Annotated in this window: 25 protein-coding genes and 1 other annotated feature; of the genes, 5 read left to right on the top strand and 20 right to left on the bottom strand. The window is 39.2% G+C overall.

The window, feature by feature from the left end; translation table 11 throughout:
* Positions 1 to 332 precede the first annotated feature (332 nt).
* From AACU98_RS14745 to AACU98_RS14725, 5 genes are all read left to right on the top strand, one after another.
* The gene (locus AACU98_RS14745) at positions 333 to 1367 is read left to right on the top strand and encodes a TAXI family TRAP transporter solute-binding subunit (RefSeq protein WP_004242633.1); all 1035 of its coding nucleotides are present in this window, start codon (positions 333 to 335) and stop codon (positions 1365 to 1367) included.
* 12 nt (positions 1368 to 1379) lie between these two features.
* Entirely contained in the window at positions 1380 to 3347 is a 1968-nt protein-coding gene (locus AACU98_RS14740; protein ID WP_004242632.1) for a TRAP transporter permease, read from the top strand.
* Complete coding sequence (locus AACU98_RS14735) at positions 3348 to 4061, top strand: FadR/GntR family transcriptional regulator (RefSeq protein WP_004242631.1); 714 nt, start codon at positions 3348 to 3350, stop codon at positions 4059 to 4061.
* A 17-nt stretch (positions 4062 to 4078) separates the two neighbouring features.
* Positions 4079 to 5281: an L-2-hydroxyglutarate oxidase gene (gene lhgO, locus AACU98_RS14730; RefSeq protein WP_161735010.1), complete on the top strand. Its 1203-nt coding sequence runs from the start codon at positions 4079 to 4081 to the stop codon at positions 5279 to 5281.
* Positions 5282 to 5861: 580 nt separating this feature from the next.
* A complete protein-coding gene (locus tag AACU98_RS14725) occupies positions 5862 to 6230 on the top strand; it encodes a helix-turn-helix domain-containing protein (protein ID WP_004242629.1) in 369 nt (122 codons plus the stop codon).
* 116 nt (positions 6231 to 6346) lie between these two features.
* On the opposite strand, the gene AACU98_RS14720 is transcribed toward AACU98_RS14725, so the two are convergent.
* The 20 genes from AACU98_RS14720 to AACU98_RS14630 all read right to left on the bottom strand — a co-directional run bounded on the left by AACU98_RS14720 (position 6347) and on the right by AACU98_RS14630 (position 26063).
* Positions 6347 to 7366: a lipoate--protein ligase A gene (locus AACU98_RS14720; RefSeq protein ID WP_004242627.1), complete on the bottom strand. Its 1020-nt coding sequence runs from the start codon at positions 7364 to 7366 to the stop codon at positions 6347 to 6349.
* 77 nt (positions 7367 to 7443) lie between these two features.
* Positions 7444 to 7935, bottom strand: coding sequence for an NlpC/P60 family protein (locus tag AACU98_RS14715; protein ID WP_012367837.1), 492 nt, complete (start codon positions 7933 to 7935; stop codon positions 7444 to 7446).
* 148 nt (positions 7936 to 8083) lie between these two features.
* Entirely contained in the window at positions 8084 to 8485 is a 402-nt protein-coding gene (gene arnF, locus AACU98_RS14710) for a 4-amino-4-deoxy-L-arabinose-phosphoundecaprenol flippase subunit ArnF (RefSeq protein WP_004242625.1), read from the bottom strand.
* Positions 8482 to 8823 (bottom strand): 4-amino-4-deoxy-L-arabinose-phosphoundecaprenol flippase subunit ArnE, encoded by a 342-nt coding sequence (gene arnE, locus AACU98_RS14705; protein WP_004242624.1) that lies wholly within the window; start codon positions 8821 to 8823, stop codon positions 8482 to 8484. Before arnE ends, arnF begins: the two co-directional genes overlap by 4 nt.
* Positions 8823 to 10484, bottom strand: a complete 1662-nt coding sequence (gene arnT, locus AACU98_RS14700) for a lipid IV(A) 4-amino-4-deoxy-L-arabinosyltransferase (RefSeq protein ID WP_004247947.1) — start codon at positions 10482 to 10484, stop codon at positions 8823 to 8825. Before arnT ends, arnE begins: the two co-directional genes overlap by 1 nt.
* Before the next feature lie 7 nt (positions 10485 to 10491).
* On the bottom strand, positions 10492 to 11385 hold the full coding sequence (gene arnD, locus AACU98_RS14695) for a 4-deoxy-4-formamido-L-arabinose-phosphoundecaprenol deformylase (RefSeq protein WP_004242622.1): 894 nt from the start codon (positions 11383 to 11385) through the stop codon (positions 10492 to 10494).
* Positions 11385 to 13367, bottom strand: a complete 1983-nt coding sequence (gene arnA / locus AACU98_RS14690) for a bifunctional UDP-4-amino-4-deoxy-L-arabinose formyltransferase/UDP-glucuronic acid oxidase ArnA (RefSeq protein WP_004242621.1) — start codon at positions 13365 to 13367, stop codon at positions 11385 to 11387. The genes arnD and arnA overlap by 1 nt, the downstream gene beginning before the upstream one ends.
* Positions 13367 to 14347, bottom strand: coding sequence for an undecaprenyl-phosphate 4-deoxy-4-formamido-L-arabinose transferase (arnC, locus tag AACU98_RS14685; RefSeq protein WP_004242618.1), 981 nt, complete (start codon positions 14345 to 14347; stop codon positions 13367 to 13369). The genes arnA and arnC overlap by 1 nt, the downstream gene beginning before the upstream one ends.
* Positions 14347 to 15492, bottom strand: coding sequence for a UDP-4-amino-4-deoxy-L-arabinose aminotransferase (arnB, locus tag AACU98_RS14680; protein ID WP_004247945.1), 1146 nt, complete (start codon positions 15490 to 15492; stop codon positions 14347 to 14349). Before arnB ends, arnC begins: the two co-directional genes overlap by 1 nt.
* 134 nt (positions 15493 to 15626) lie before the next feature.
* Positions 15627 to 16376, bottom strand: coding sequence for a vitamin B12 ABC transporter ATP-binding protein BtuD (locus AACU98_RS14675; RefSeq protein WP_161735007.1), 750 nt, complete (start codon positions 16374 to 16376; stop codon positions 15627 to 15629).
* A 1-nt stretch (position 16377) separates the two neighbouring features.
* Positions 16378 to 17412 carry a vitamin B12 ABC transporter permease BtuC gene (gene btuC, locus AACU98_RS14670; protein WP_004251448.1) on the bottom strand — a complete coding sequence of 345 codons (1035 nt, stop codon included), beginning with the start codon at positions 17410 to 17412 and terminating at the stop codon, positions 16378 to 16380.
* Positions 17413 to 17695: 283 nt separating this feature from the next.
* On the bottom strand, positions 17696 to 17992 hold the full coding sequence (gene ihfA, locus AACU98_RS14665; RefSeq protein WP_004242612.1) for an integration host factor subunit alpha: 297 nt from the start codon (positions 17990 to 17992) through the stop codon (positions 17696 to 17698).
* Between the two features lie 4 nt (positions 17993 to 17996).
* Positions 17997 to 20384, bottom strand: a complete 2388-nt coding sequence (pheT, locus tag AACU98_RS14660) for a phenylalanine--tRNA ligase subunit beta (RefSeq protein ID WP_004247944.1) — start codon at positions 20382 to 20384, stop codon at positions 17997 to 17999.
* Between the two features lie 14 nt (positions 20385 to 20398).
* Positions 20399 to 21382 (bottom strand): phenylalanine--tRNA ligase subunit alpha, encoded by a 984-nt coding sequence (gene pheS, locus AACU98_RS14655; protein ID WP_004242610.1) that lies wholly within the window; start codon positions 21380 to 21382, stop codon positions 20399 to 20401.
* A gap of 102 nt (positions 21383 to 21484) precedes the next feature.
* Positions 21485 to 21607: a sequence feature (Phe leader region), on the bottom strand.
* Positions 21559 to 21606 (bottom strand): pheST operon leader peptide PheM, encoded by a 48-nt coding sequence (pheM, locus tag AACU98_RS18475; protein ID WP_120655563.1) that lies wholly within the window; start codon positions 21604 to 21606, stop codon positions 21559 to 21561. It overlaps the preceding feature by 48 nt.
* Positions 21608 to 21706: 99 nt before the next feature.
* The gene (rplT, locus tag AACU98_RS14650) at positions 21707 to 22063 is read right to left on the bottom strand and encodes a 50S ribosomal protein L20 (RefSeq protein WP_004242609.1); all 357 of its coding nucleotides are present in this window, start codon (positions 22061 to 22063) and stop codon (positions 21707 to 21709) included.
* Positions 22064 to 22106: 43 nt separating this feature from the next.
* Entirely contained in the window at positions 22107 to 22304 is a 198-nt protein-coding gene (rpmI, locus tag AACU98_RS14645; protein WP_004242608.1) for a 50S ribosomal protein L35, read from the bottom strand.
* A gap of 94 nt (positions 22305 to 22398) precedes the next feature.
* The gene (infC, locus tag AACU98_RS14640; protein WP_012367833.1) at positions 22399 to 22938 is read right to left on the bottom strand and encodes a translation initiation factor IF-3; all 540 of its coding nucleotides are present in this window, start codon (positions 22936 to 22938) and stop codon (positions 22399 to 22401) included.
* Between the two features lie 3 nt (positions 22939 to 22941).
* Positions 22942 to 24870, bottom strand: coding sequence for a threonine--tRNA ligase (thrS, locus tag AACU98_RS14635; protein ID WP_004242605.1), 1929 nt, complete (start codon positions 24868 to 24870; stop codon positions 22942 to 22944).
* 281 nt (positions 24871 to 25151) lie between these two features.
* Positions 25152 to 26063 (bottom strand): fimbrial protein, encoded by a 912-nt coding sequence (locus AACU98_RS14630; RefSeq protein ID WP_004251460.1) that lies wholly within the window; start codon positions 26061 to 26063, stop codon positions 25152 to 25154.
* Positions 26064 to 26206 lie beyond the last annotated feature (143 nt).

Genomic DNA, 26206 nt, shown 5'->3' with positions numbered 1-26206 from the left:
TTATTGTTTTCTCGCCCCTATCTGCTCTTATTTATTCCTTTAATGTAAATAGTTATTTATTTTAGAAAATCTATTATTAATTTATTTTTTAGTGAATTATTTTTCAAATACCCCAAGTTATCGATATTTTCTCTGCCTTCTTGATAAAAACCCCTTGATTATGGATATAATTTACATAATTACCATCATGATCACAATTTGTTACATTCACGTATCAAATTAATCAACCCAGTTCACAATTTCGTAACCTTCCTTTACCTATAAAAGTTGTCATGTTGTATACAAGTTGATGTGAAATATTCACCTGCGTTTTTATGTACAGGAACAACATCATGAGAATAAGAAAAACAAAGCTTGCCATCGGTATTGTTGCTGTTATTGCTGTTGTATCACTAGCAATGATCGGCAAAAAAGAGAATGCCAATAAGCAATTTCTCTCTGTAGCAACGGCCTCAACAGGAGGAACTTATTACCCGATGGGAGTCGGTTTAGCCAATGTTTGGAGCACCCACCTCAAGGATAGAGGAATACAAGTCACAGGGCAGTCCTCTGCTGGCTCAATTGAAAATATCTATTTAATGCAACAAAACGAAGCTCAGCTTTCTATTCTACAAAGTCTATTAGCTGTGGAAGCTTACGAAGGTGTACGTAATTTTGAAGGCAAACCAGAAAAAAATCTACGTTCTATATCAATGCTTTGGCCAAATGTAGAGCACTTTGTCTTAATGAATGACAAAGTAAAAACAGGAACATTGGATGATATTCGTGCCACCAGCTTCTCTGTCGGGCCACAAGCCAGTGGCACTGAACAATCGACCATTATCATTCTTAAAGGTGTGAATTTAACTAAAAAAGAGATCACTCCTGAATATCTTGGTTATGGAGATACCGTTTCAGCAATGCGTGATGGACGCCTTGATGGGGGAGCATTACCTGCCGGTGTTCCCGCCTCTGCGGTTACCGATATGTATGCCAGTGGTGTTAATGCCAAATTACTTGAAGTGACTGATAAGCAACTTGATGATATTAATCATATTGCTAACTCTTGGTTTCGCTTTGAAATACCAGCAAATACCTACCCTCGCCAAGCAGAAAAAGTAAACACCATTGCACAACCTAATATCTTAATGACAACCACAAGTATTGATGACCAGTTAGTTTATGAATTGACTAAAACCATGTTTGAAAACTTACCAGAAGTTCATCAAGTACATAGTGCTGCAAAATACATCACCACCGAAAATGCGTTAAAAGGTGTTTCTGTGCCATTACACCTTGGAGCTTATCGTTATTACAAAGAAATTGGATTAGATATCCCTGACTATTTAATTCCACCTGAAGCTCAAACGCAAACTAATAATAAATAACAGGAGTGAGTTATGACTAATAATGACCACCTAACTCCGGTAGAGCCACCAGCATTAGATAAAGAAGCTAGCTCAGGCACTCGTCACCTTACCGGTATCTATTTAAAAATCACCACCACGCTGGCGATATTCATTTCGTTGTATGCTATTTACTCTAATGCCTTATCCAACACCCAAGAGTTTTATCGTAATACTATTTTTCTTAGTGGTATTTTGATCCTTGGTTTTATTTTATTTCCATTCTCTAAACGATTTTCTACCGCGAAATTTAATGGCTGGGATTATCTTTTTATCGCTTTAACATTAATCAGCTATGGCTATTTTTTCTTTAACTATGTTGATCTCCATGTGGTAAGAAAAAGTATTCCCAACACAATGGATTATGCGATGGCAATTCTTGGCATTATTGTTCTTTTTGAAGCAGCAAGAAGAACAACGGGCTATTTTATTCCTAGCCTAGCCACATTCGCCATTATCTATGCCCTATTTGGCCAATATTTTATGGGTATTTTTGGTCATGCAGGATTTTCTGTAGAGAGACTGTTATATCGTTTATTTATGACCAGTGAAGGTATTTTTGGTATTACACTCTCTACTGCCTCTACCGCTATCGTGGTATTTATTTTATTCGGTTCGTTTTTAAGTGTTAGTGGTGCCACAGCACTATTTAATGATTTAGCGCTAGCTATGGCGGGACGTCGCCGTGGGGGGCCTGCTCAAGTTGCCGTCATTTCATCAGCATTAACAGGTTCATTAAGTGGTAGCGCGGTCGCCAACGTAGCCACTACGGGAACCTTTACCATTCCATTAATGAAAAACATTGGCTTAACATCACGTTTTGCGGGTGCCGTTGAAGCTACTGCATCTACAGGTGGAATGATCATGCCACCAATTATGGGTGCGGCAGCTTTTATTATGGCGGGCTTTTTGGGAATTTCTTATACCACGATTGTTATTGCCGCGATTATTCCTGCGTTGCTCTATTACGCGGCCTTGATCATGGCAATTGATATTGAAGCGAAAAAACAAGGTTTAAAAGGACTTAGCAAAGAGAATATTCCACAAGTTAAAGCGGTATTAAAAGCACGCGGTTTATTACTATTACCTTTAATTATTGTAATTGGCACGCTATTAATGGGTAAAACCCCTATTTATGCGGGTTTTCTTGGTATCTTAACCATTATTGTTGCCAGCTGGCTAACACCTGATAAAACGGTACGAATGACATTAACTAAAGTGGCTGATGCTTTAGCAGAAGCGGCTCGTGGCTCGGTACAAGTGACTATCGCTTGCGCTGCCATTGGTGTAATTATTTGTGTTGTTACCATGACCGGTATCGGTGCGACCTTAGCATTTAATATTGTCTCTATGACTGACAATACATTATGGATGATCTTACTGGTTGTGATGTTAGTCTGTATTGTATTAAGTATGGGCTTACCATCAACTGCTCTATATATCGTGGTTGCCGTTACAGTGTCACCTATTTTAATTAAAGCCGGTGTGATGCCTTTAGCGGCTCATTTCTTTGTCTTCTGGTTTGGCGCGTTATCCAATATTACTCCTCCGGTCGCCCTAGCAAGCTATACGGCAGCAAGTATTGCGAGAGCCGATCCGATGCAAACTTCATGGGATGCGGTACGTTTAGCACTCCCTGGTTTTATTATTCCTTTTATTTTGGTTTATAACCCTGCATTACTGATGCAAGGTGATAATTTAAGTGTTATCTCTATCGGGTTAATGGTCATTAGTGCATTAGTGGGAATTTATGCACTAAGTATTGCCACTGCGAATTTTTGGATAATCAAAACAACATGGTTTGAACGTATCGCCTTTGCAGCTGCCGCTATTTTAATGATTAAGCCCGGACTATATACCGATTTATTAGGTATGGCGTTGATCTTACTTACTGGCGCTTTCCATCTGTTGCGCTCTAAAAAACAGTTGGTCAATGTAGGGCAAGTATCTGGAGAAAACTAGATGATAAAAAAGATCTCACGCCAAAAAGCGTCGCAACAAATTCTTGATCAAATTAAGCAAAATATTTATGACGGGACCTATCCTATTGGTGAAAAACTACCGTCTGAAAATGTACTCGCTGACGCCTTTGGCGTTAGCAGAGTTCCCATCAGAGAAGCATTAGGGGTATTAGAAGCGAGTGGCATTATTACGTCACGCCAAGGAGGCGGTAGACGCGTTATTGACCACTCTATCTTGAGTAAATACGAACCTATTGTGATGGAAATTGCTTGTCCTCAAGAAATTGAATCACTGCTTGAAATGCGTGAGGTCATTGAACATGAAGCGGCAGCCATTGCCGCTTTACGTCGAACACCAGAAGAATTGCTGACGATAGAGCAAGCACATCAGGCCTTTATCTTAGCCACGCAGAAAAACAACAACATTGGTCATCAAGAAGATTATCAATTTCATCGTGCCATTATGGTTGCTTCACATAATCCTTTTTTCGTGCGCATCCTCGATAACTTACATGAGCTTTATCTTGGCGTATTGATGTATTCCTTAAGCCAAAATAAAGGACGTATTGCCGAAACTGAGCGTGTTATTGCAGAGCATGAAGCTATTGTTGAAGCAATAAGACAACAAGATAGTGATGAAACTAGCCACAAAATGCGTCTTCATTTAGCCAATGTACGTGGAAAGTTAAAGCGTTTACAACAAGAAAAAAATTAACTCTTATACTGGATTATATGGGTAGTATTATGACTTATGACGTAATTATCATCGGTGCAGGATTAGTAGGATTAGGGGTTGCCAGTGCATTACAAGAAAGCCAACCTGAGCTTAAAGTACTGGTGATTGATAAGGAATCTGGCCCCGCCGTTCATCAAAGTGGCCATAACAGCAATGTTGTTCATTCGGGGATTTACTATACACTAGGAAGCTTAAAGGCAAGACTCGCTAAGCAAGGTAACATCACGACTTACAATTTTTGTAAACAGCATCATCTCTATTACGATCGTTGTGGCAAGGTGATTGTGGCAACTGATGAAAAAGAGCTACCAGCATTAGAAAATATCTATCAACGTGGAATACAAAATGGCCTTGAAGTAATTAAAATGACCGAGAGCGAGCTAAAAGCCAGGGAGCCTTATGTTAATGGTATTGCTGCTTTGCTTGTTCCTGATGCCGGTATTGTCAATTATCCGGAAATTGCCGCCAAACACGTTGAAATCATTCAAGCTCGAGGTGGAGTATTTGCCTTTAACCAAGCAGTAAATGCGATTAATGAAACGGACGAAACGGTAACAGTCACCACATCTACAACACAATTTACCGCAAAGTGGCTGATTAATTGTGCTGGATTATTTAGTGATCGGGTAGCAAAAATGGCGGGCTACGATACCGGCATGAAGATAGTTCCCTTTCGTGGTGAATATTTTATGCTCAACTCAAATAAAAATTATTTAGTTAATCATCTTATTTATCCTGTGCCGAATCCTGATTTCCCATTTTTAGGTGTCCATTTTACACGTATGTATAACGGGCATCGTGACGTAGGCCCTAATGCCGTATTAGCCTTTAAACGTGAAGGCTACAAGAAAAGTGATATTGACTTAAAAGATCTCACTGAAGTACTAACCTATAAAGGATTTTGGAAAATAGCCGGAAATTATTTAGGTGAAGGGATGGCCGAATTACGTCGTTCCTATTCACGTAAGCTGTTTGCCCAAAATGCACAAAAGCTTATTCCTGCTCTACGTGAAGCAGATATTCACCCAGGCCCGGCAGGTGTACGCGCCCAAGCTTTAACTCGCGAAGGAAAATTAGTTGATGATTTTCACTTTGTTAAAGGCAAACGTTCATTACATGTATGTAATGCCCCTTCTCCTGCCGCAACAGCATCGATTGAAATTGGTCGTGAAATTGTAAGAGAGCATTTTTTATTATAAAAAATCTTTCGTCTCACTCGCAGAGTGTCTCCCGTTGTCTGCGAGTGAGCTTATTTAGCATATCTGCTTTTATCTTCTGCTCCTGTCTACAATCCCCCCTATGCAATAACCGTTTTTTGACAGATTTATGTTAGCCTTTATATATTGATAAAAGCACCTTAAACAACCAAGTATCAATACTTATTTTAATTAGAAATATTAATCATTAAAAAAACGATTTCAACCAATAAAATTGGATTTAAAATACATCTTCATCAATGATTTAATTGATTTTTTATCAAAAAATATAACAGTCTGCAAAACAACAGCTATAACAAAATTTAGCGATTGCTAAATAATAGAGTAAATTCAATAAAATAAAATGCGCCAATTTTATAAAACTTATCACTTTCTTTTTGATAGACTATCTATCAATCATTGTTTATTACTTACTCCTATTGCTTTGATAATGATTATCAATCATAAAAAGCACTTTTTGCCTACCTATTATTTCCTCTATGCTTAAAATAGATTACAAATAACATACGTTACTATTCTATTTAATTGGGCACTATGTCCCCACCTATTGTGGGAGGTTTTTATGGCTGAAAATGTCGTTAATGATATTCTGAAATGGTTAGAAACTCAGTTACAACGTAATGAGGGTATAAAGATTGATACGATTGCAAATAAAAGTGGCTACTCGAAGTGGCATTTGCAACGTATTTTTAAAGATTTTAAAGGTTGCACATTAGGCGAATATGTACGTAAACGTCGCTTATTGGAAGCAGCAAAGTCTTTACAAGAAAAAGACATGTCCATTTTAGATATTGCTTTGATGTATGGCTTTAGTTCCCAAGCAACATTTACTCGTATCTTTAAAAAACACTTCAACACTACACCAGCTAAATTTAGAGAACATGGTGAGTTACCAGATACACGTCGTTTTATGTCATGTGAAAATAGCTAATATAGCCAGAAGTATTGACTGACAAAACAAAGCGGGAAAACATCATGTTTTCCCGCTTTGTTTATTATATCAAACCATTTTATTGTCAGTCGTTTTCTTAAATAGATAATAATCAATTAAGAAAGCGCATGAACAAGCCACTGTTGCAGCTCTTCAAGCTCTGATTGGTTATTTGGGTACTGCTCTATTAATTGTGCTAATAGTCTTTTCATCGATCCAGAAGCATAACGCTGTCCAACTAACATCTGCGATAACTTTTCTAATGGTGCGGGATCTAAACTGTCGGTATAAATTTGGCTTCTAATAATCGTACCGCGTTCAATATCAAAGTGCAGCTCAACACCACCCCATTTAAAGCGATTATCTAATAGATGTGAAAACGCAGGCGCTTGACCAAAATTCCACTCCCAACTACTTTGTTTTGCAAATGTTTCTGCAAAACCCGGTAAATCAGGTAATTTTTGTGGTGAAATAATTTCAGCTTCAACACGCTCACCATAATAGTCAAAAAAACTGTCAGTAATCGCTTGGCATAACTTTTCATGAGTTATATCGGGTTTTAATTCCACTAAATTAGTGACACGAGAGCGCACCGAAGTGATCCCTTTCGCCTGTAGTTTTTTTGGATCTGGATTTAAATAGTTAGCTAAACGAGATAAATCAGCATTAATTAATAAAGTACCATGATGAAAACCACGATCTTTTGTCTCTTTATAGGCTGAGCCAGAAATTTTTCTTTCACCATCAGCCAATGGTACGACTAAATCATTTCGTCCTGATGCCGTTGCTTGTATGCCGGCTTTCGATAACCCATCTAAAATAATTTGCGTCGAAATAGTTTTATTATATTCGGGTTTGCCTGCCATAAAGGTAAAACAGGTATTACCTAGATCATGAAATACTGCACCGCCACCACTTGAGCGACGCGCCAATTTCACACCATCTTCTTCCATTTTTCGGGTATTACACTCTTTCCATGGGTTTTGTGCTCGACCAATCACCACAGTATTATCATTACGCCATAAAAAAAGGACTCGTTGATCAGCTGGCATCTGTTTAAAAATGCACTCTTCAACCGCGAGGTTAAACCATGGATCATAAGACTCAGAAAGAAGTAGACGCAATTTGCCTGACATAAGATATCCCTATATGAAAAAAGTTAGCTATAAGATAGCATAACACTCAGTAGGTTAGCGCCTTCAATGGCACAAAATTACAATCGACGAGCCTGCCAGAAAGTTTTTTTCCAATAGGCATTATCTAATGATGAACGAATAACGCCTTTACTGGTAGAAGCATGAATAAAGGTATTGTCAGTATCATAAATACCAACATGAAGCCCGTTATCCCCTCCTCCTGTTTTGAAAAATACTAAATCACCAGGCATCAAATCACTTTTACTAATTTGTGTACCATATTTAGTTTGATCGATAGTCATTCTTGGCAGTTGTATATCAAAACGATCACTATAAGTCCTATACACAAACCCTGAGCAATCAATACCTGATGGGCTCATGCCACCATAGCGATAAGGCGTACCATACCATTGCTCTAGCTGAGATTTTAATTGCACAATGACCATAATAGGATCAGAAAGTTGCGTTTTTAACGGGGGCGCGGGTGGGAGACGCTTAGAGGGACTCGATGAGCATCCAGCTAGCAGAATAATACAGAGTAAGAAAGAATAAAAAGTAGGCTTTCTCATTGCATCCACCCAATTATTGACAATAGATTTTAAAATCTATCTGCTTTTTTACGTAAAAACAAGTGATTGAAGGTGAATACACAAGCATTGATAGTGTCAATCGCACAATAGCTCACTTTAAAGAGAAAATAACACTCTCTAAGTTAAGCTAATGCGATGTTGTTTGCTCCGTTTTTTGGCTTATTAACCAAACACCTAGCATAATAAAAATGATACCTATTGTTTTAGACCACGACAGCGTTTCTTGAAACCAAGGTAAAACTACCGCGAGAATATAAACAAAGACATAGCTAAGGCTGATGAGTGGATAAGCTTTGTTTAGGGGAATTGTACGTAAAGTCAATAACCAACAAACCATTGACAGTACGTAGCCAATCAGTCCCACGAAAACAACGCTGATAGGTATTATGTTTGCCCATAACCAATGAAGATCAAACCACTGTTTTTCTAATTGCAGATCAGGTAATTCTGACATACCTATTTTTAACAGTAGTTGTGCAACTGTGACTAATAATGCACTGGCGATGGCCCATAAGTAACCGGTTTTCATGACTGCATACTCATTAACACAATACCTAACATAATCGAGGCAATACCAACCCAATGTTTCACATTAACCGTCTCTTTATAGATAAATTGGCCTATCAAAGTGACGACAATAAAGTTAATACTCAACATCGGATAAGCAATACTAAGTGGGAGGATTTGCAGTAAACGTAACCAAAATAACATGCCAAAGCCTAGCATAGCGATGGCAGTAATAAGCCAGAAAATCGTCTTTCTGGCTTTAGTGGTTGAATTATTTTGCCAACTCACCACTGCTTGTTTCTGACAAACTTGGCCAATACAGGTTAGCAAACTAACAATAAGTAACAAAAAAAAGGCCATTACTTACGTTTCTCATAGGTCAAAATAGCCATACGACGATTCGTCACTAACTCTTCAGGTCGTGGCATCTGCGCCAGTTTCTTCGGATCTTTATAAGTGATCACCACAGAGACATTACCTTCTTTTCTGGCATTTTCTAACCATTGCTCAAAACTTTCAGGTTTTAGTAATCTATGTTGAGAATCTGGATATTCAATTCCATAGGTTAATTCCCCTGTTCTCTCATAAAGGTAGATATCGCTACGTTGCAATTCCCAAGCTAATCCAGCCCCCACACCAACGCTGTTACTGACTATATATTTGCTCGCATTGAGGGTATCGATATTTTGGCGAATAAACTCTTGCGGTAATTTACCATCAATAGAGCTATTGGGAATGGCTTGCCCAATACATAAGCTTACCCCTAAAGAGCAAGAGGCTGCCCATAGCCAATGTTTACCATTTAATGTAGAGCAGAGATAACCAATGATGCCCCATAATGAGAAAGCGACAATCGCTAATACCCATTTTGACCATTCATAAGGCATATAGATAGGTTTAGAAGAAACCAATTGAATAATTAATATCGCAACAACAGCAGCGACACCAATAAAAATATTAATATAGCCATTAATGCGCAGTGCTTTCATTTTAAATTTTCTAGCACAGTCTACACCGTATTTGGCCATTAACATCGCCAACGGTCCCATAAATGGCAACATGTAAGTAGGTAATTTACCTTTCGCGATACTAAAAAATAGGAAAGGTACTACAAACCAACATAGTAAGAAAAAGAGTTCAGGACGCTTACGGCGCTTCTTCCATGCACTAGTTAGTGCCCCTGGTAATAATCCAAGCCAAGGAATAACACCCAGTAAAATTATAGGGATGTAATACCAGAAAGGAGAACTATGCTGAGCATCATCACCAGAAAAACGCTGGATATGCTCAACCCAAAAGAAATAGTGCCAATAATCAGGCTCAGCCTTCGCCACCGCTAAAACCCATGGCAAGCTAATTAACGCCGCACTTAAAACAGCAAGCACACCATAGAGTAACATCCGAGTGAACTGTTTTTGGTAAAGGGTTACAGGGATCATCACGATAACAGGGATAGCTAATGCCAAAAAGCCTTTGGTCATAAAGGCCATACCACAAGCTAAACCTAGCGTTATCCATGCCAGTATACGCGTTTTTACCGTGGTTGCTTTCAACGCCCAAAAACAACACACCATACTTGCAGTAACCCAAAGCGCTAACATCGGATCAAGTACGCTATAAGTTCCGACGCTAAACACCAAAAACATGGATAAATAAATTAAGCTAGCCACAAAAGCGACTTGACGATTACGCCACATCATCCGTGCTAATAAATAAATAAGTAGCGCACTTAATAGGATAGAAATAACTGAACCAAAGCGTACGGCAAAATTGGTGTGGCCAAATATTAACTGGCTAATATTATTAATCCAGTAACCTGCTACTGGTTTTTCAAAATAGCGGATATCAAGCATATGGGGAACAATCCAGTTCCCGCTCACCACCATTTCACGGCTAATTTCCGCATAACGTGTTTCATCAGGTTGCCATAATAACCGGCTGTTCAATGGAAATAAGTAGGTAAGAACAAAAAAAAGAGCCAAGAGGATGGCCCCGATTTTACTCGCCCGGTTATTCAACATAGTTTTGTTAGACCTCTTGTTGGCACCCTAACCAGCCTTCTCGACCTGGAAAGTCAGATCGGACAACTTTACCCATCGGAAGCATGTCTATATCTTGTGGTAGTAGATGGCTTAATGGACAGAATTCGATGCCTTCGTTTGCAATCATTGCCAATAACTGCTCAAATTGAGCCGCTTTTGACATTCCCTCAACTTCGGTATGAATAGTATAAACAGGTATACCCTGATCTTTTTTGATTTCATCAATAATAAATTGATTAAAATCTTCGTCCTTTACCTTAGTACCGACCACTTCATCATAAGTTGGTAATGTTACTGGAATTTGCACTGTACCGATAGAACCATTTTCTAGAACTGGCCTAAATGGATGCGTTCCCCGACAATCACTATTGTAGTCAAATTGGAAAGCTTCTTTAACCATTAGAACACGTTCATCAGCACGCCACCCAGCAACCGCAGAACATTTTACAGGTTTTTCAAGTGCTTTTTCCAGTGCTTCTACACCTAAACGAACCTGTTGCATTAATTCTTCTGTTGACCAACGGCCTACTTTAGCTTGCCAACCTTGATGATCCCATGAGTGTAATCCGACTTCATGCCCCGCATCTTGGGTTTGTTTCATCAAATAGCCTAAATTTTTGGCAATTTTTTTACCCGGCCACGCCGTACCGGCTAATAGAATATCCAGTCCATATAATGAAGCGGCATTCGACCTTAGCATTTTCCACAGAAATTTCGGTTTTAAAAGGCGCCATAAATGGCGCCCCATATTATCTGGACCGACACTGAAGAAAAAGCTGGCCTGAATGTTATGCTTGTTAAAGACATCCAGCAATTGTGGAATACCTTCTTTTGTACCCCGATAAGTATCCACATCGACTCTCAAGCCAACTTTCTTCATTACTTATTACCTAACTCTTCAACTGCACCACGTAAGAAGAAGTCTAATGTCTCTTCTACCGTTTGGCGTGTTTCGATAGTTGGTTTCCAATCTAATAGACGCTCAGCATTTTTGATGCTTGGTTTGCGGTGTTCAACATCTTGATAGCCTTTACCGTAGTAACTGCTACTTTCGATTTTCTTGAAGCCAGCAAATGGAGGGAAGTGACCGCGTAACTCATGTTTTTCAAAGCAATCTAACAGCATTTCTGCTAGCTCACGAATACTTGCTTCGTTAGTTGGGTTACCGATATTGATGATCTGACCATCACATTTGTTATCACGATTTTCAATAATGCGGAATAATGCTTCAATACCATCATTAATATCAGTGAAACAACGTTTTTGCTCACCACCATCAACCAGTTTAATCGGTGAACCTTCCACTAGGTTCAAAATTAACTGAGTAATTGCACGAGAGCTACCAATACGCGCTGAATTTAAGTTATCAAGACGTGGCCCCATCCAGTTAAATGGACGGAATAAAGTGAATTTCAGCCCTTCTTTAGCACCATAAGCCCAAATAACTCGGTCTAATAACTGTTTAGAAACAGAGTAAATCCAACGTTGTTTATTAATAGGACCGACGATTAAGCGTGAATTATCTTCATCGAACTCTTTATCATCGCACATACCGTATACTTCTGATGTGGATGGGAAAATAATACGTTTATTGTATTTAACACAATAACGAACAATTTTTAAGTTCTCTTCAAAGTCTAATTCAAATACACGTAATGGATTACGGGTATATTCAATCGGTGTTGCAATCGCTACTAATGGCAAGATCACATCACATTTCTTGATGTGATATTCAATCCATTCTGTATGAATGCTGACATCACCTTCAATAAAGTGGAAACGAGGGTTACCAATAAAGCGTTCAATTGCTGATGAACCGATATCCATACCGTAGATATCATAGTTACCATCTTTTAATAAACGCTCGGTTAGGTGGTTACCAATAAAGCCATTGACACCTAAAATCAGTACACGTTGACGACGTTTCACTTGTGCTGTTGCTTTTGGTCCAACGCGTACATCTGTCACGATCCCCATTTCAGTGGCTAAACGGCTGCCTTGAACATAAAGACCATTTTCACTTTGACCTGTGATAACTTCAATTGCACCTTTCGCACATGCGATAACTAAAGGCTCAGTTGAAATAACAGTACCCGGACGTTTACCTTGGTTATCTGCCACTGGACGTGCACGCCAGATAATCATTTTGCGCTCACCTAAGAAAGTGAAAGCACCTGGGTATGGTTCAGTAACGGCGCGAACTAAATTATGAACCGTTTTAGCATCTGCATTCCAGTCAATTAAACCGTCATCAGCACAACGACGACCATAATAAGTTGCTTGGCTTTCATCTTGTGCTGTTGTTGAATAGTTACCTGAGGCGATATGCGGTAACGTATGAGCCATTAATTTCGCCGCAGCTTCTCTGACTTTTTCATGTAAAATTAATGAAGTATCAGTATCTTCAATCGTTACTTTTTCTTGTGCAACGATATCACCAGCATCTGCTTTAGCCGTCATTTTATGTAAAGTGACACCAGTTTCAGTTTCACCATTGACAATGGCCCAATTGATAGGTGCACGACCGCGATATTTAGGTAATAAAGAGCCATGTAAATTAAATGCACCTTTAGGTGCTAAATTCAGGATCTCATCGCTTAGCATATGGCGATAATAGAAAGAGAAAATGACATCTGGCTTCATCTCACGAATACGCTCAATCCATAATGGATGATTAACGTTTTCTGGAGCAAACACAGTTAATCCCATTTCTGCGCTAACACGCGCTACGGATGAGAAGAAATGATTTTCGTTAGGATCGTCAGTATGGGTAAATACAGCTTGAATATCGAAACCCGCTTTTTCAAGTGCTTTTAAACCAACACAGCCAATATCATGATAGGCAAATACTATTGCTTTCATTAGTCTTCTTCCTGATTTTTGTTGGGTTTTTTAACGCCAACCACTTTTTGGATAAAATACCGAGGACGCGCTCTTACATCATTATAAATTCGGCCTATATATTCACCTAATAGACCCATTGCAACGAACTGCGCACCGATAAACATGAATAAGATAGCAAAGAGTGTAAACACTCCGTCTGCCGCCCAAATTGCACCGAAAATAAGTCGTAGTACAATCAATAATACGGCAAGTAAAAAGCCGGCAACAGCAATCACACTACCTACGACACTTAATAAACGTAATGGTGCAGTTGTCAGACAGGTTAATAAGTCGTACATCAAATTGATGAGTTTTAAGAAACTGTATTTTGAATCACCATATTCACGCTCAGCGTGAGCAACTTCAATTTCAATCGTACGACGAGCGAAGGTATTCGCTAAAATTGGGATAAAAGTACTACGCTCATGGCATTGCAACATCGCATCAATAATATGACGACGATATGCTCTTAACATACAACCATAATCCCCCATTGAACGACCTGTTGCCTTGGTTATCATGGCATTAATCATTTTAGAGGCCGTTTTACGAAACCACGAATCTTGACGGTTACGGCGTCGAGTTCCGACAACATCATACCCCTCTTCTGCGGTTGCCACTAAACGGGGGATCTCCTCTGGTGGGTTTTGTAAATCAGCATCTAAGGTAATGACTAAATCCCCATCAGCTTGGTTAAAACCCGCCATAATAGCGGAGTGTTGACCATAGTTGCGATTTAAAATAATCGCAATAACATGGTTATCTTCAATGTTGGCAGCTTCTTCTAGCATTTTTGCTGAATTATCGCTACTTCCGTCATCAACAAGGATCAGCTCATACTCTTGTTCTAACTGTTTACAGCTTTTGATTGTTCGCTCTAAAAGCTGTGGGAGACTCTCTTCCTCGTTATAAACGGGAATAACGACTGATACTTTATTGATTTTTTCAAATGTTGACACTAGATATGCTCCGAAAGAATTTCATTGATCGCATCGACAACGCGAATAACATCTTTATTGCTCATATCAGGAAACAGCGGCAGCGAGCATAACGTTGCAGAGTTCCATTCTGATTGAGGAAGGGATAACGAAGGGTAGCGCTCACGATAATATTTTTGTGTATGCGCAGCACGGAAATGAAGCCCTGTACCAATCTCTTTTTGTTTGAGTTTTTCCATAAATGTATCACGATCGATACCACAGGCATTTTTATCAACTCTGACCATAAAGAGATGGTTAGCATGTAAGTGTGGATATTCCGGCACACTTAACATTTCCAATGGTGAATCTTGAAGTTTTTCACGATAAAGGGCAACTAACTCAGCACGTTTAGCATTCATTTCTTCTAAGCGACTTAATTGCACTACCGCGATAGCAGCATGAATATCCGAGAGATTATATTTATAACCAGGCTCAACGACTTCCGCTTGAGGTTTACGTCCTTGGACTTGACGATCAAAAGCATCAACACCCAAACCATGAAATTTTAAGCAACGGACTCGATTGGCTAATTCATCATCGTCCGTAACAACTAATCCACCTTCGGCACAAGTGACATTTTTAATGGCATGAAAAGAAAAAATAGAAGTTCCCTTCTCACCTATCCATTCATCTTTATATCGAGTACCTATCGCATGTGCTGCATCTTCAATCAGAGGAATGCCCGCCTCATCAGCAACCGCTCTGAGTGCATCAAGATCACAAGGCGCTCCGGCATAATGCACAGGGATGATTGCTTTGGTTCTTGGGGTAATCGCTTTTTTTACCGATTCAGCGCTGACCATTAATGTGTCACGATCAATATCGACCATTACTGGCTCTGCGCCTAATAATGTAATGATATTGATAGTTGATACCCAAGTTTGGGAAGGTGTAATAACTTCATCACCAGGCCCTATTCCCATTGCCATCAAAACAACATGCATACCCGCTGTTGCAGAACAAACCGCAATAGCATGTTTGCTACCAAATTTTTCACAAAAATCTTGTTCTAGCTGATGATTTTGGGGACCTGTTGTGATCCAGCCGGAGCGTAAAACGCTTTCAACTGCTTTAATCTCTTCATCCCCGATAGCAGGACGGGAGAATGGAAGAAAGTGACTCATAAAGATGTAGCCTAATTAATGAATGAATAAAAACTAATTATATACAATTTGCTGTTTCACAGCACCCGTTGTTATTAAGAAAGCCTTAAAGAAGGCTTAATAATTTCCGATGCGCAGACTCTGACTCAATAACATCACTCTATTACTTGCCAAATTACACTATTTGCTGATCTATTACATCTAATCTTAGTATTAAATGTAGTAGATAATAAATTTTCATCCAACAAAAGTGCTGAGTCACCTGAGTTGATTATTTTTCCCTCTAACATAAACCATAACTTATCTGCTTTTAGATAAGAATGATTCAAATCATGAGTACTCATAATAATACTGCCACCTTGTAGACAAAATTTATCTAGCCATTTATCCAATAAAGTAAGTTGTACAATATCTAAATTATTTGTCGGCTCATCAAGCATCATTAATTTTCCTGTTAAATCATCGCTTGACCATAATTGTATAAAAGTGGCAACAATCCGAACGCGTTGCCATTCCCCACCAGATAAATGATGAATATTTTTTGACAATAATTTATTGATTTGAAAATCGCTTAATAGTGCATTCAATTCTTGAATATCCATTTTTGATAACTGATAGGATAAAGAAAGATAATGAAACACTGGCATAAATGGCAAAGCTAACGATTGTTGTCTAACAACGCTTTGTATTCTAGAAAGTTCGGCAATTTTATAATCTCTCATTGAAGTTTCGTTTAAAAATATATTTCCAACGTATGAAACTTCACCAGCAATGGCCATTAACAACGTACTTTTACCCGCCCCATTCGCGCCAATTAAATGAATGCGTTCGCCATCATTAACTTGTTCAGTAATACCATATAGTCTTTTATTGATAGCTAATTTATATAGTTTTAATTGTGCCATATTATAAGCGCTCCATCTGTTTAGTGGCTAATAACCAAATAAAAAGAGGTGCGCCTAAGGTGGCAGTTATCACGCCAATAGGGACTTCTGCGCCATTTAACATCAGCCTTGATATTAAATCAGCGAATATCAGTAAACTCGCTCCCGTTAAAGCACAGCCCGGTAACAAGGTTTTATAATGTGTGATACCAGACAATCGTAATAAATGCGGTACAATCAACCCGACAAAACTAATTGCGCCGGCTAGAGCAACGCTAAAACCAATTAATAAACCAACGGTTAAAATAAACCAATTACGCCATATAATCACAGAAATGCCGAGTTTTTTGGCTTCAAAACTCCCCAGAGAAAGGTAATTTAAAATATCGGCTTGCCAAATAAGAAGTGTGATGATTGGAAGTAATGCCCAAAATAATATTTGGTGACGCCAGTCAATGCCACTAAAGCTCCCCATAAGCCAGTACATTAATTGTCTTAAATCTAACGCAGAGCTAAAATAGACCAGCCAAGTCATAACAGCACTTGCTAATACCCCTAATGCTACGCCTATTAATAATAATTGAGCATTAGATAGCTTTTTTATTTGTGAGAAAAACATTAATAAGCAGGTGATCCCCAAAGCCCCTAATATCGCGGCACTACTTATTAACCAGTATGCAGTTCCTAATTGGAAAACAATCAGTAACACAACACAAACACCCGCACCACTGCTTACACCTAAAAGTCCCGGCTCTGCTAACGGATTTTCAAAGATTGCCTGCATAATGGCACCAGCAATCGCTAAGCTTGCGCCAACCATCATCACAGCCAATATTCTTGGAAGCCTAATTTGCCAAATAAATAAACTAGCTTCTTCAGTGAGCCATTTATTGGGGAATAACCAAATTTCACCGGCTGAAAGTGAGATAACAATAAGAACAAATAAAACTAACACCAGCAAAGTGAGTTTTAGCTTATCACTAATTTGCTGTTTGTTTCGTAATTGATTAAGCGGATCATCATATTGATTATTCATATTGTTTAGTAAATAGCCCATAAATTACGCTATTTTTATAAATATATTGCTAATAAATGTAGGGCAACATAACACAGTCCCTTTCAATGAAGAAAATATAATTTTCTATCCTAAGGAAATAAACCTTCCAGTATGATTAATTTTAAACCAATGATTATTCCCTTCAAGCACATCTTATTTAAACAATAAAATGACTATTAGGCGCTTATCACAGATAAGCAAAAGAAAAATAGAAGGAGTAAATCGTAGAAGTAAGTCGAAAAAAAAACGGCTTTCAATAGAAAGCCGTTTTGGTGTTTAAGTATTACTCTTTTGGTGTCGCATTTTCAACCCGGCTTTTTAACTTTTGTCCCGGGCGGAAAGTTACAACACGGCGGGCTGTAATAGGAATATCTTCCCCTGTTTTCGGGTTACGACCTGGGCGCTGATTTTTATCACGTAGGTCAAAGTTTCCGAATCCAGACAGCTTCACCTGTTCTCCATTTTCCAGAGAACGACGCACTTCCTCAAAAAAGGCTTCTACAAGGTCTTTTGCATCGCGTTTGCTAACGCCAAGTTTTTCAAACAGATTTTCTGCCATTTCAGCTTTTGTAAGCGCCATAGGTCTAGTCCCTCAAGGATGCTTGGAATCGCTGTTTCAATGCTGCAACACAGGTATTGACTGTGGCAGCAATCTCATCTTCTTCCAGAGTATGCTCGATATCCTGCAAGATTAAGCTAATAGCGAGGCTCTTATAACCCTCCGCTACTCCCTTACCACAATACACGTCAAATAAGTTTATGCCAACTATTTGATTTCCGCCAACTTTCTTACATTCAGCTAAAATATCTTCTGCAGCCACATCATTTGGAACAACTACAGCGATATCTCTACGATTCGAAGGGAAACGTGAAACAGCTTTCGCTTGCGGTAAATTGCGGTTTGCGATTGCGTCCCAACGTATTTCGAATACTACCGTACGGCCGTTTAAATCAAGTTTACGTTCAAGCTCTGGGTGAACAACACCAATACAGCCAATATATTCATTTCTCAGATAAATCTCAGCACTTTGTCCCGGATGGAGCGCTGAATGATTGGCTGGTTTAAATGTAATTTCATCTAACTGGCCTGTCAATTCCAGAATTGATTCAATATTACCTTTCAAATCAAAGAAATCAACAGTTTGCTTCTCTAAAGTCCAATGTTCTTCATAACGGTTGCCCGCGATCACACCAGCTAGCATAAGTTCCTGACGTATTCCATATTCTGCTTGATTATCAGGAACAAAACGCAGACCTGCTTCAAATAACCTAACTCTAGCCTGTTGACGGTTCTGATTGTAAACCACTGTGGTTAATAATCCGGTCAACAATGACAAACGCATGGCTGACATATCGGCAGAAATTGGGTTAGGTAAGATCAACGCTTCTTCATTAGGATGTAGTAAGCTTTGGATCTTCGGATCAACAAAGCTATAAGTGATAGCTTCTTGGAACCCATTATCAACCAGCATGGTTTTTACACGTTTTAATGGCAGATCCGCTTCACGGTGGTCTGTCATAATCAGATCGGCACGTAAAGGTACATCTGGAATATTGTTATACCCGTAAATACGTGCAACTTCTTCAATTAAGTCTTCTTCAATTTCAACATCAAAACGCCATGAAGGCACAGTGGCTAACCACCCGTCATTTTCAACGGTGACGCCAAAACCTAAACGTGTTAACGAATCAACAACTTGTTCATCATCAATAACATGACCTAATAAACGGTCTAATTTTGCACGTGTTAATTTGATAGGAGCGACATGGGGTAAATAGCTGTCATTGGTGACATCAATAATTTCACCCACTTCACCACCACAAATTTCGAGTAATAATTTCGTTGCTCGCTCAATGGCCTGATATTGTAGCGCTGAATCAACACCACGCTCAAAACGATGAGATGCATCGGTATGTAAACCATAACGACGTGCACGGCCGGTGATCGCTAATGGAGAGAAGAATGCGCACTCTAAAAATACGTTTTTAGTTTCTTCATTAACACCAGAAGATTCACCACCGAAAATACCTGCCATTCCTAATGCTTGTTTTTCATCAGCAATAACCAGTACATCATCTTTTAAGGTGATTTCATTACCATCAAGTAAAGTTAGTTTTTCACCCTCTTTGCCCATACGAACAACCACAGCCCCATCGACATGGTCAAGATCAAACGCATGTAATGGTTGTCCCATTTCAAGTAAGACAAAGTTAGTGATATCAACGATTGGATCGATAGAGCGAATACCACCACGACGTAATTTTTCTTGCATCCATAATGGTGTGTTCGCTTTCACATTCACATTAGTGAAAACACGACCTAAATAGCGAGGACAAGCTTGTGGTGCTTCAACTCGCACAGGAAATGTTGCTGAAGAAGTGGCTGCAATTGGTGACATATCAGGGATTTGGCATGTCATTTTATTAATGACCGCGATATCGCGAGCAACACCCATAATACCTAAGCAATCTGCTCGGTTTGGTGTAATGCTGATTTCAATCGCATTATCATTTAATTTTAAGTATTCGCGAATATCGGTACCGATAGGTGCATCAGCAGGTAATTCGATAATGCCTTCATGGTTTTCTGAGATAGCTAATTCAGAAAAAGAGCACAGCATACCTTCTGAAGGCTCACCACGTAGTTTGGCTGCTTTAATTTTAAAGTTACCCGGTAATACCGCCCCAACCGTTGCTACAGCAACTTTTAAGCCTTGGCGACAATTTGGCGCACCACACACGATGTCCAATAAACGCTCACCACCGACATTGACTTTTGTCACTCGTAGTTTATCTGCATTTGGGTGTTGTCCACATTCAACCACTTCACCCACAACAACACCGTGAAAATCACCGGCAACAGGCTCTACACCATCAACTTCAAGGCCAGCCATGGTTAGCTGTTCAGAAAGCTCTTCGCTACTAATTGCTGGGTTTACCCACTCACGTAACCAAAGTTCACTGAATTTCATGAGATAATCCCACCTTATTTAAACTGTTTGAGGAAACGAAGATCATTTTCGAAGAATGAACGTAAATCGGTGACACCGTAACGTAACATAGTTAAGCGTTCCATACCCATCCCGAAAGCAAAACCAGAATAAACTTCGGGATCGATACCTACATTACGCAACACATTTGGATGCACCATACCGCAGCCCAAGACTTCTAACCATTTGCCATTTTTACCCATTACATCAACTTCGGCTGAAGGCTCTGTAAATGGAAAATAGGATGGGCGGAAGCGAATTTCCATATCTTCTTCAAAGAAGTTTTTCAGAAAATCGTGCAGTGTTCCTTTTAAATTAGTGAAGCTAATGTCTTTATCAACAATTAAGCCTTCAACTTGATGGAACATTGGAGTATGTGTTTGGTCATAGTCATTACGATAAACACGGCCAGGTGCAATAATGCGGATCGGTGGCTGTTTATTTTGCATAGTGCGAATTTGTACACCAGAGGTTTGAGTACGCAATAAACGTTTAGCATCAAACCAGAAAGTGTCATGATCAGCTCTTGCAGGGTGATGAGCAGGAATATTTAACGCATCAAAGTTATGATAGTCATCTTCAATTTCAGGGCCTGATTCCACAGAGAACCCTAATTCGCCAAAGAAAGTTTCAATACGTTCAATTGTGCGAGTAACAGGGTGCAGACCACCATTTTCAATACGACGTCCAGGCAAAGAGACATCAATTTTCTCAGCCGCTAAACGTTCGTTTAACAGCGCTGATTCCATTTGTTCTTTACGAGCGTTCAGTGCTTGCTGAACCTCTTGTTTTGCCTGATTAATGACCGCTCCAGCAGCTGGACGCTCTTCAGCGGGTAAGTCGCGCAGCGTGGACATCTGGAGCGTTAAATGACCTTTTTTCCCCAAGTATTCAACACGAACCGAATCCAGCGCAGCAACATCCTGTGCCTCTTCGATAGCTGCTTTAGCTTGAGCAACGAGTTCAGCGAGATGTGGCATCGTTTCCTCTTCCTTTGACCTGATGAGGTCTATTAGTTGTTATCAATGATGACGATTAAAAAATTGCCCTTTTGATTTCTGAACTCAAGTTTGAGTACTGAAAACAAAAAAGCCTCCAAAATGGAGGCTCCGGCGCTACTTTTCGTTTCTTTTCTTACGCGCAAAAGCCCCCAAAATTAGGCGCTAAAGTAAAAAAAGAAGCGGAAAAAAGCGATATTTAACATTGAGACATTCTCATTATGTGTAACTTATTGAATTTTACCATTAAGCCACAAATTTAGACAAAATAAAAGAGGGAGTTAACTCCCTCTTCCATTGACTTAATTAAGCCAGAGCACCTTTCGCTTTTTCAACTAAAGCAGCAAATGCAGCTTTGTCGAATACAGCGATATCCGCCAGGATCTTACGGTCGATTTCAATAGATGCTTTTCTTAATCCATTGATGAAACGGCTGTAAGACATGCCGTTCTGACGAGCTGCTGCGTTGATACGCGCAATCCACAGCTGACGGAACTGACGTTTTTTCTGACGACGGTCACGGTACGCATATTGACCAGCTTTGATAACAGCCTGGAAAGCTACACGATATACACGAGAACGTGCACCGTAATAACCTTTAGCTTGCTTTAAAATTTTCTTGTGACGAGCACGGGCGATAACACCACGTTTAGCGCGAGCCATATAACACTCCTAATGTCTATAATTCTGTTAAAAAAACTGATACTTATGCGTATGGTAGGCAAGCTACGACCAGGCCTAAATCTCCTTTAGAGATCATACCTTTTGGACGTAAATGACGTTTACGCTTAGTTGATTTTTTAGTCAGAATGTGACGGAGGTTAGCGTGCTTACGCTTAAAACCACCACCTGCAGTCTTTTTAAAGCGTTTAGCTGCACCGCGTACTGTTTTAATCTTTGGCATTTCTATAATCCACTTCGCATTGTTAATAACATAAAATAATAAGGCGAATAGCAGTCAGTCAATAAAGACTGACGCTATTACTTGAATTGCCTAACTATTTCTTCTTCGGCGCTAGCACCATGATCATCTGACGACCTTCAATCTTATTAGGGAAAGATTCAACAGAAGCCAGTTCATCCAAATCTTCACGGATGCGATTAAGCATTTCCATACCGATTTGTTGGTGTGCCATTTCACGACCACGAAAACGCAGTGTGACTTTGGCTTTATCGCCATCTTCAAGAAAACGAATCAGGTTGCGTAGTTTGACCTGATAGTCGCCTTCATCTGTACCAGGACGGAATTTAACTTCCTTGACCTGAATAACCTTTTGTTTCTTTTTCTGTTCTTTGAGAGTCTTACTTTTCTCATAGAGGAATTTGCCGTAGTCCATAATACGACAAACTGGCGGCTCGGCATTAGGACTGATTTCAACTAAATCAGCACCTGCTTCCTCGGCTTTCTCAAGAGCCTCTTTCAGACTAACAACTCCAATCTGTTCGCCGTCTAAACCTGTTAAACGAACTTCATGAGCGCGAATCTCACCATTGATACGATTCTGACGCGTTGATTGAATTCTTTTTCCGCCTTTAATACCTTATTCCTCCAACTGATGAAGACTTCTGCTTCTGATTTCTTGCAGAAGTTTTTCTTTAAAATCGTTAACGTCGATACTGCCAAGGTCTTTACCTCGACGAGTACGAACCGCTACTTTGCCTGATTCGACTTCTTTATCACCGCAAACAAGCATGTACGGAACACGACGTAAAGTATGTTCACGAATTTTAAAGCCAATCTTCTCATTTCTCAAGTCTGCTTTTGCACGAATTCCGGCATCTTGCAATTCTTTGACGAGTTTTTGTACATAATCAGCCTGTCCATCCGTGATATTCATCACGACAACCTGCTGTGGTGCTAACCAAGTCGGGAAGAATCCTGCGTATTCTTCAGTTAGAATACCGATAAAACGTTCTAATGATCCTAACACCGCTCGGTGAAGCATAACAGGTACTTTACGCTCATTATTTTCAGCAACATAAGAAGCGCCTAATCGACCTGGCAATGAGAAGTCCAGCTGTACTGTACCACACTGCCATGCACGATCTAAACAGTCGTAAAGTGTAAATTCAATTTTAGGGCCATAAAACGCCCCTTCACCCGGCTGATATTCAAATTCAATATTGTTATCAGTCAAGGCTTTTGCTAAGTCTGTTTCTGCAATATCCCATAAAGCATCTTCACCGATGCGTTTTTCTGGACGAGTAGACAGCTTAACAACGATTTTTTCAAATCCGAAAGTAGAATATACATCATAAATCAATTTGATGCAGTTATTTACTTCACTTAAAATTTGTTCTTCTGTACAGAAGATATGTGCGTCATCTTGTGTAAAGCCACGAACACGCATTAAACCGTGTAATGCACCAGAGGGTTCATTACGATGACAGCTACCAAATTCAGCCATACGTAATGGTAAATCACGGTAAGAACGTAGACCTTGTTTAAAAATCTGCACGTGGCCTGGGCAGTTCATGGGTTTGATACAATATTCACGGTTTTCCGAAGAAGTAGTGAACATATTCTCTTTGTAGTTTTCCCAGTGACCTGTTTTTTCCCAAAGAACACGATCCATCATAAATGGACCTTTTACTTCCTGATAATCATATTCTTTTAATTTGCAACGTACAAATGTTTCTAACTCACGGAAAATAGTCCAACCATCATTATGCCAGAAAGCCATACCCGGCGCTTCTTCTTGCATATGATATAAATCAAGTTGTTTACCTATTTTACGGTGATCACGTTTAGCGGCTTCTTCTAAACGTTCTAAATAAGCTTTTAACTGTTTCTTATCAGCCCAAGCGGTACCGTAAATGCGTTGTAGCATTTTGTTATCGCTATTACCGCGCCAGTATGCACCTGCGATTTTCTGTAATTTAAAGTGATGGCAGAAACGCATGTTTGGCACATGGGGGCCACGGCACATATCAATATATTCTTGGTGATGATAAAGTGCTGGGTGTGCATCTTGACTGATATTTTCATCAAGGATAGCGACTTTATAATCTTCACCACGAGCAACAAAAGTTTCCCGTGCTTGTGCCCAAGTTACGCGTTTTTTAATGACATCGTAATCTGTTTTCGCCAACTCTAGCATACGTTTTTCTAACGTTTCTAAATCTTCCTGCGTCAGAGAATGATCTAAATCCACATCATAGTAGAAACCATTTTCGATAACAGGACCAATCGCCATTTTGGTTTGTGGCCATAACTGTTTAATTGCGTGTCCTAATAAGTGGGCACAAGAGTGACGAATAATTTCAAGACCTTCATCGTCTTTTGCGGTAATAATCGCCAGTTGTGAATCTTGCTCGATTAATTCGCAAGCGTCCACCAGCTCACCATTAACGCGCCCTGCAATGCAGGCTTTGGCAAGTCCAGGACCGATATCTGCAGCGACATCCATGACAGAGACTGCATTTTCAAATTGACGTTGGCTCCCGTCAGGAAGAGTAATAATTGGCATTTAAAATCCTTAGTTACAGTGGTGACCCATACGCAAGATCACATGCATTCTTAATTTTACTTTAAAATTTAATACGTTATTAGCAGTTACTTGCTTCACTCTGCAAGTTATGTACACCAAAGTGTTTAAGATAATAAAAGTACTTTGGCATACTGCTATAACTCAAGCGTGATATTATCATAGCAACAACAAATTATATATGCTTTTAATTGCGCGAGTATATCTGTCCCCATTTGCTATTTACGCTAATTAAAATCATAGATATTAAATTAATAAATAATTCACTCATATATAAAGTTAACATCTATAATTGATTTTACTTTTCCAGCAGTTACACGCTCGCCAGTCATACCATACCTTGCCTTTAAACCTAATGAAGTCGACGAATTAACTCTACCTAAAGATATTGCTTTATTAGCAGGGATTACATATCCATTACGCATTAATTGAACTCCCATACCTTTAGAGACTTCCCCTGCAGAGCCTGCTAAATTAATAAAGGTTGTATCATCATCAGTGGTTTGTCCGGAAAGATAAAATGATATATTTTGTGGTTGCGCGCAGTGGATATTTAAATTGACCGGAGCTTCGCCTGGGTAAGGAGGTAAATTAACATTGACATTTCGGCTACTAACGTCGCATCCACTAATTGGCATTGTAACATCATATTTAGACACTATTTCCCACGTAAAATATTTAGGATTACCACCATCCCAATCCGCTATTTTATACATATTAATAGTTGCAATAGTTTCACCCGATCTAATGAGTACTCCTCCTGCAGGTGAGTTATTTATAGGCGTTAAATACAACATCATTGGCATCGGCATAGGGGTAAGATCACCGATATGTAAAACTTTAGTCGCACTATTTAAAGGTAATGAATATGTATTTCCATACCAATATACTGAACCACTAAAATTAAATAGTGGCCCAGATAAGCCCGTCCCTGGTTCTAAATTGATATGGTCAACATCTTGCCATCCACCATAACTATTCCAACATTTTAAATGCCTAGATAGATCAACAATTAAATTCTGATAAGGTTGCACTTCAGCCTCTAATTGCACATAAATATTATAATTACCAGATTCAATATCATATCCATTATCAACACTGCACCCAAAAGATAATGCATATGCTGAAAAGAAAACAAAAAAAGGATAAAGAAGCCCCTTTATTATTAAATTCATTTACATATCCAATTTAAAAATATTAGTTAATATCATTTTAGCAATACATATAGATTTTGACAAAAAATATTAATAATCAATGAAATACACTCAAAAAAAGACTATACAAATAATATAACCTTGTTGTTCTCTATTTATCCACA

It is taken from the genome of Proteus sp. G4380, from assembly GCF_963885725.1.
Lineage (GTDB): Bacteria > Pseudomonadota > Gammaproteobacteria > Enterobacterales > Enterobacteriaceae > Proteus > Proteus mirabilis.
Note: the sequence above shows the minus strand (reverse complement) of the source record. Positions and strands in the feature narration are given on the sequence as shown.

Excerpts from the sequence above, each read along its gene's own strand:
- AACU98_RS14745 (WP_004242633.1), top strand. The coding sequence starts at position 333 with ATGAGAATAAGAAAAACAAAGCTTGCCATCGGTATTGTTGCTGTTATT.
- AACU98_RS14740 (WP_004242632.1), top strand. The coding sequence starts at position 1,380 with ATGACTAATAATGACCACCTAACTCCGGTAGAGCCACCAGCATTAGAT.
- AACU98_RS14735 (WP_004242631.1), top strand. The coding sequence starts at position 3,348 with ATGATAAAAAAGATCTCACGCCAAAAAGCGTCGCAACAAATTCTTGAT.
- lhgO (WP_161735010.1), top strand. The coding sequence starts at position 4,079 with ATGGGTAGTATTATGACTTATGACGTAATTATCATCGGTGCAGGATTA.
- AACU98_RS14725 (WP_004242629.1), top strand. The coding sequence starts at position 5,862 with ATGGCTGAAAATGTCGTTAATGATATTCTGAAATGGTTAGAAACTCAG.
- AACU98_RS14720 (WP_004242627.1), bottom strand. The coding sequence starts at position 7,366 with ATGTCAGGCAAATTGCGTCTACTTCTTTCTGAGTCTTATGATCCATGG.
- AACU98_RS14715 (WP_012367837.1), bottom strand. The coding sequence starts at position 7,935 with ATGAGAAAGCCTACTTTTTATTCTTTCTTACTCTGTATTATTCTGCTA.
- arnF (WP_004242625.1), bottom strand. The coding sequence starts at position 8,485 with ATGAAAACCGGTTACTTATGGGCCATCGCCAGTGCATTATTAGTCACA.
- arnE (WP_004242624.1), bottom strand. The coding sequence starts at position 8,823 with ATGGCCTTTTTTTTGTTACTTATTGTTAGTTTGCTAACCTGTATTGGC.
- arnT (WP_004247947.1), bottom strand. The coding sequence starts at position 10,484 with ATGTTGAATAACCGGGCGAGTAAAATCGGGGCCATCCTCTTGGCTCTT.
- arnD (WP_004242622.1), bottom strand. The coding sequence starts at position 11,385 with ATGAAGAAAGTTGGCTTGAGAGTCGATGTGGATACTTATCGGGGTACA.
- arnA (WP_004242621.1), bottom strand. The coding sequence starts at position 13,367 with ATGAAAGCAATAGTATTTGCCTATCATGATATTGGCTGTGTTGGTTTA.
- arnB (WP_004247945.1), bottom strand. The coding sequence starts at position 15,492 with ATGAGTCACTTTCTTCCATTCTCCCGTCCTGCTATCGGGGATGAAGAG.
- AACU98_RS14675 (WP_161735007.1), bottom strand. The coding sequence starts at position 16,376 with ATGGCACAATTAAAACTATATAAATTAGCTATCAATAAAAGACTATAT.
- btuC (WP_004251448.1), bottom strand. The coding sequence starts at position 17,412 with ATGGGCTATTTACTAAACAATATGAATAATCAATATGATGATCCGCTT.
- ihfA (WP_004242612.1), bottom strand. The coding sequence starts at position 17,992 with ATGGCGCTTACAAAAGCTGAAATGGCAGAAAATCTGTTTGAAAAACTT.
- pheT (WP_004247944.1), bottom strand. The coding sequence starts at position 20,384 with ATGAAATTCAGTGAACTTTGGTTACGTGAGTGGGTAAACCCAGCAATT.
- pheS (WP_004242610.1), bottom strand. The coding sequence starts at position 21,382 with ATGCCACATCTCGCTGAACTCGTTGCTCAAGCTAAAGCAGCTATCGAA.
- rplT (WP_004242609.1), bottom strand. The coding sequence starts at position 22,063 with ATGGCTCGCGCTAAACGTGGTGTTATCGCCCGTGCTCGTCACAAGAAA.
- rpmI (WP_004242608.1), bottom strand. The coding sequence starts at position 22,304 with ATGCCAAAGATTAAAACAGTACGCGGTGCAGCTAAACGCTTTAAAAAG.
- thrS (WP_004242605.1), bottom strand. The coding sequence starts at position 24,870 with ATGCCAATTATTACTCTTCCTGACGGGAGCCAACGTCAATTTGAAAAT.
- AACU98_RS14630 (WP_004251460.1), bottom strand. The coding sequence starts at position 26,063 with ATGAATTTAATAATAAAGGGGCTTCTTTATCCTTTTTTTGTTTTCTTT.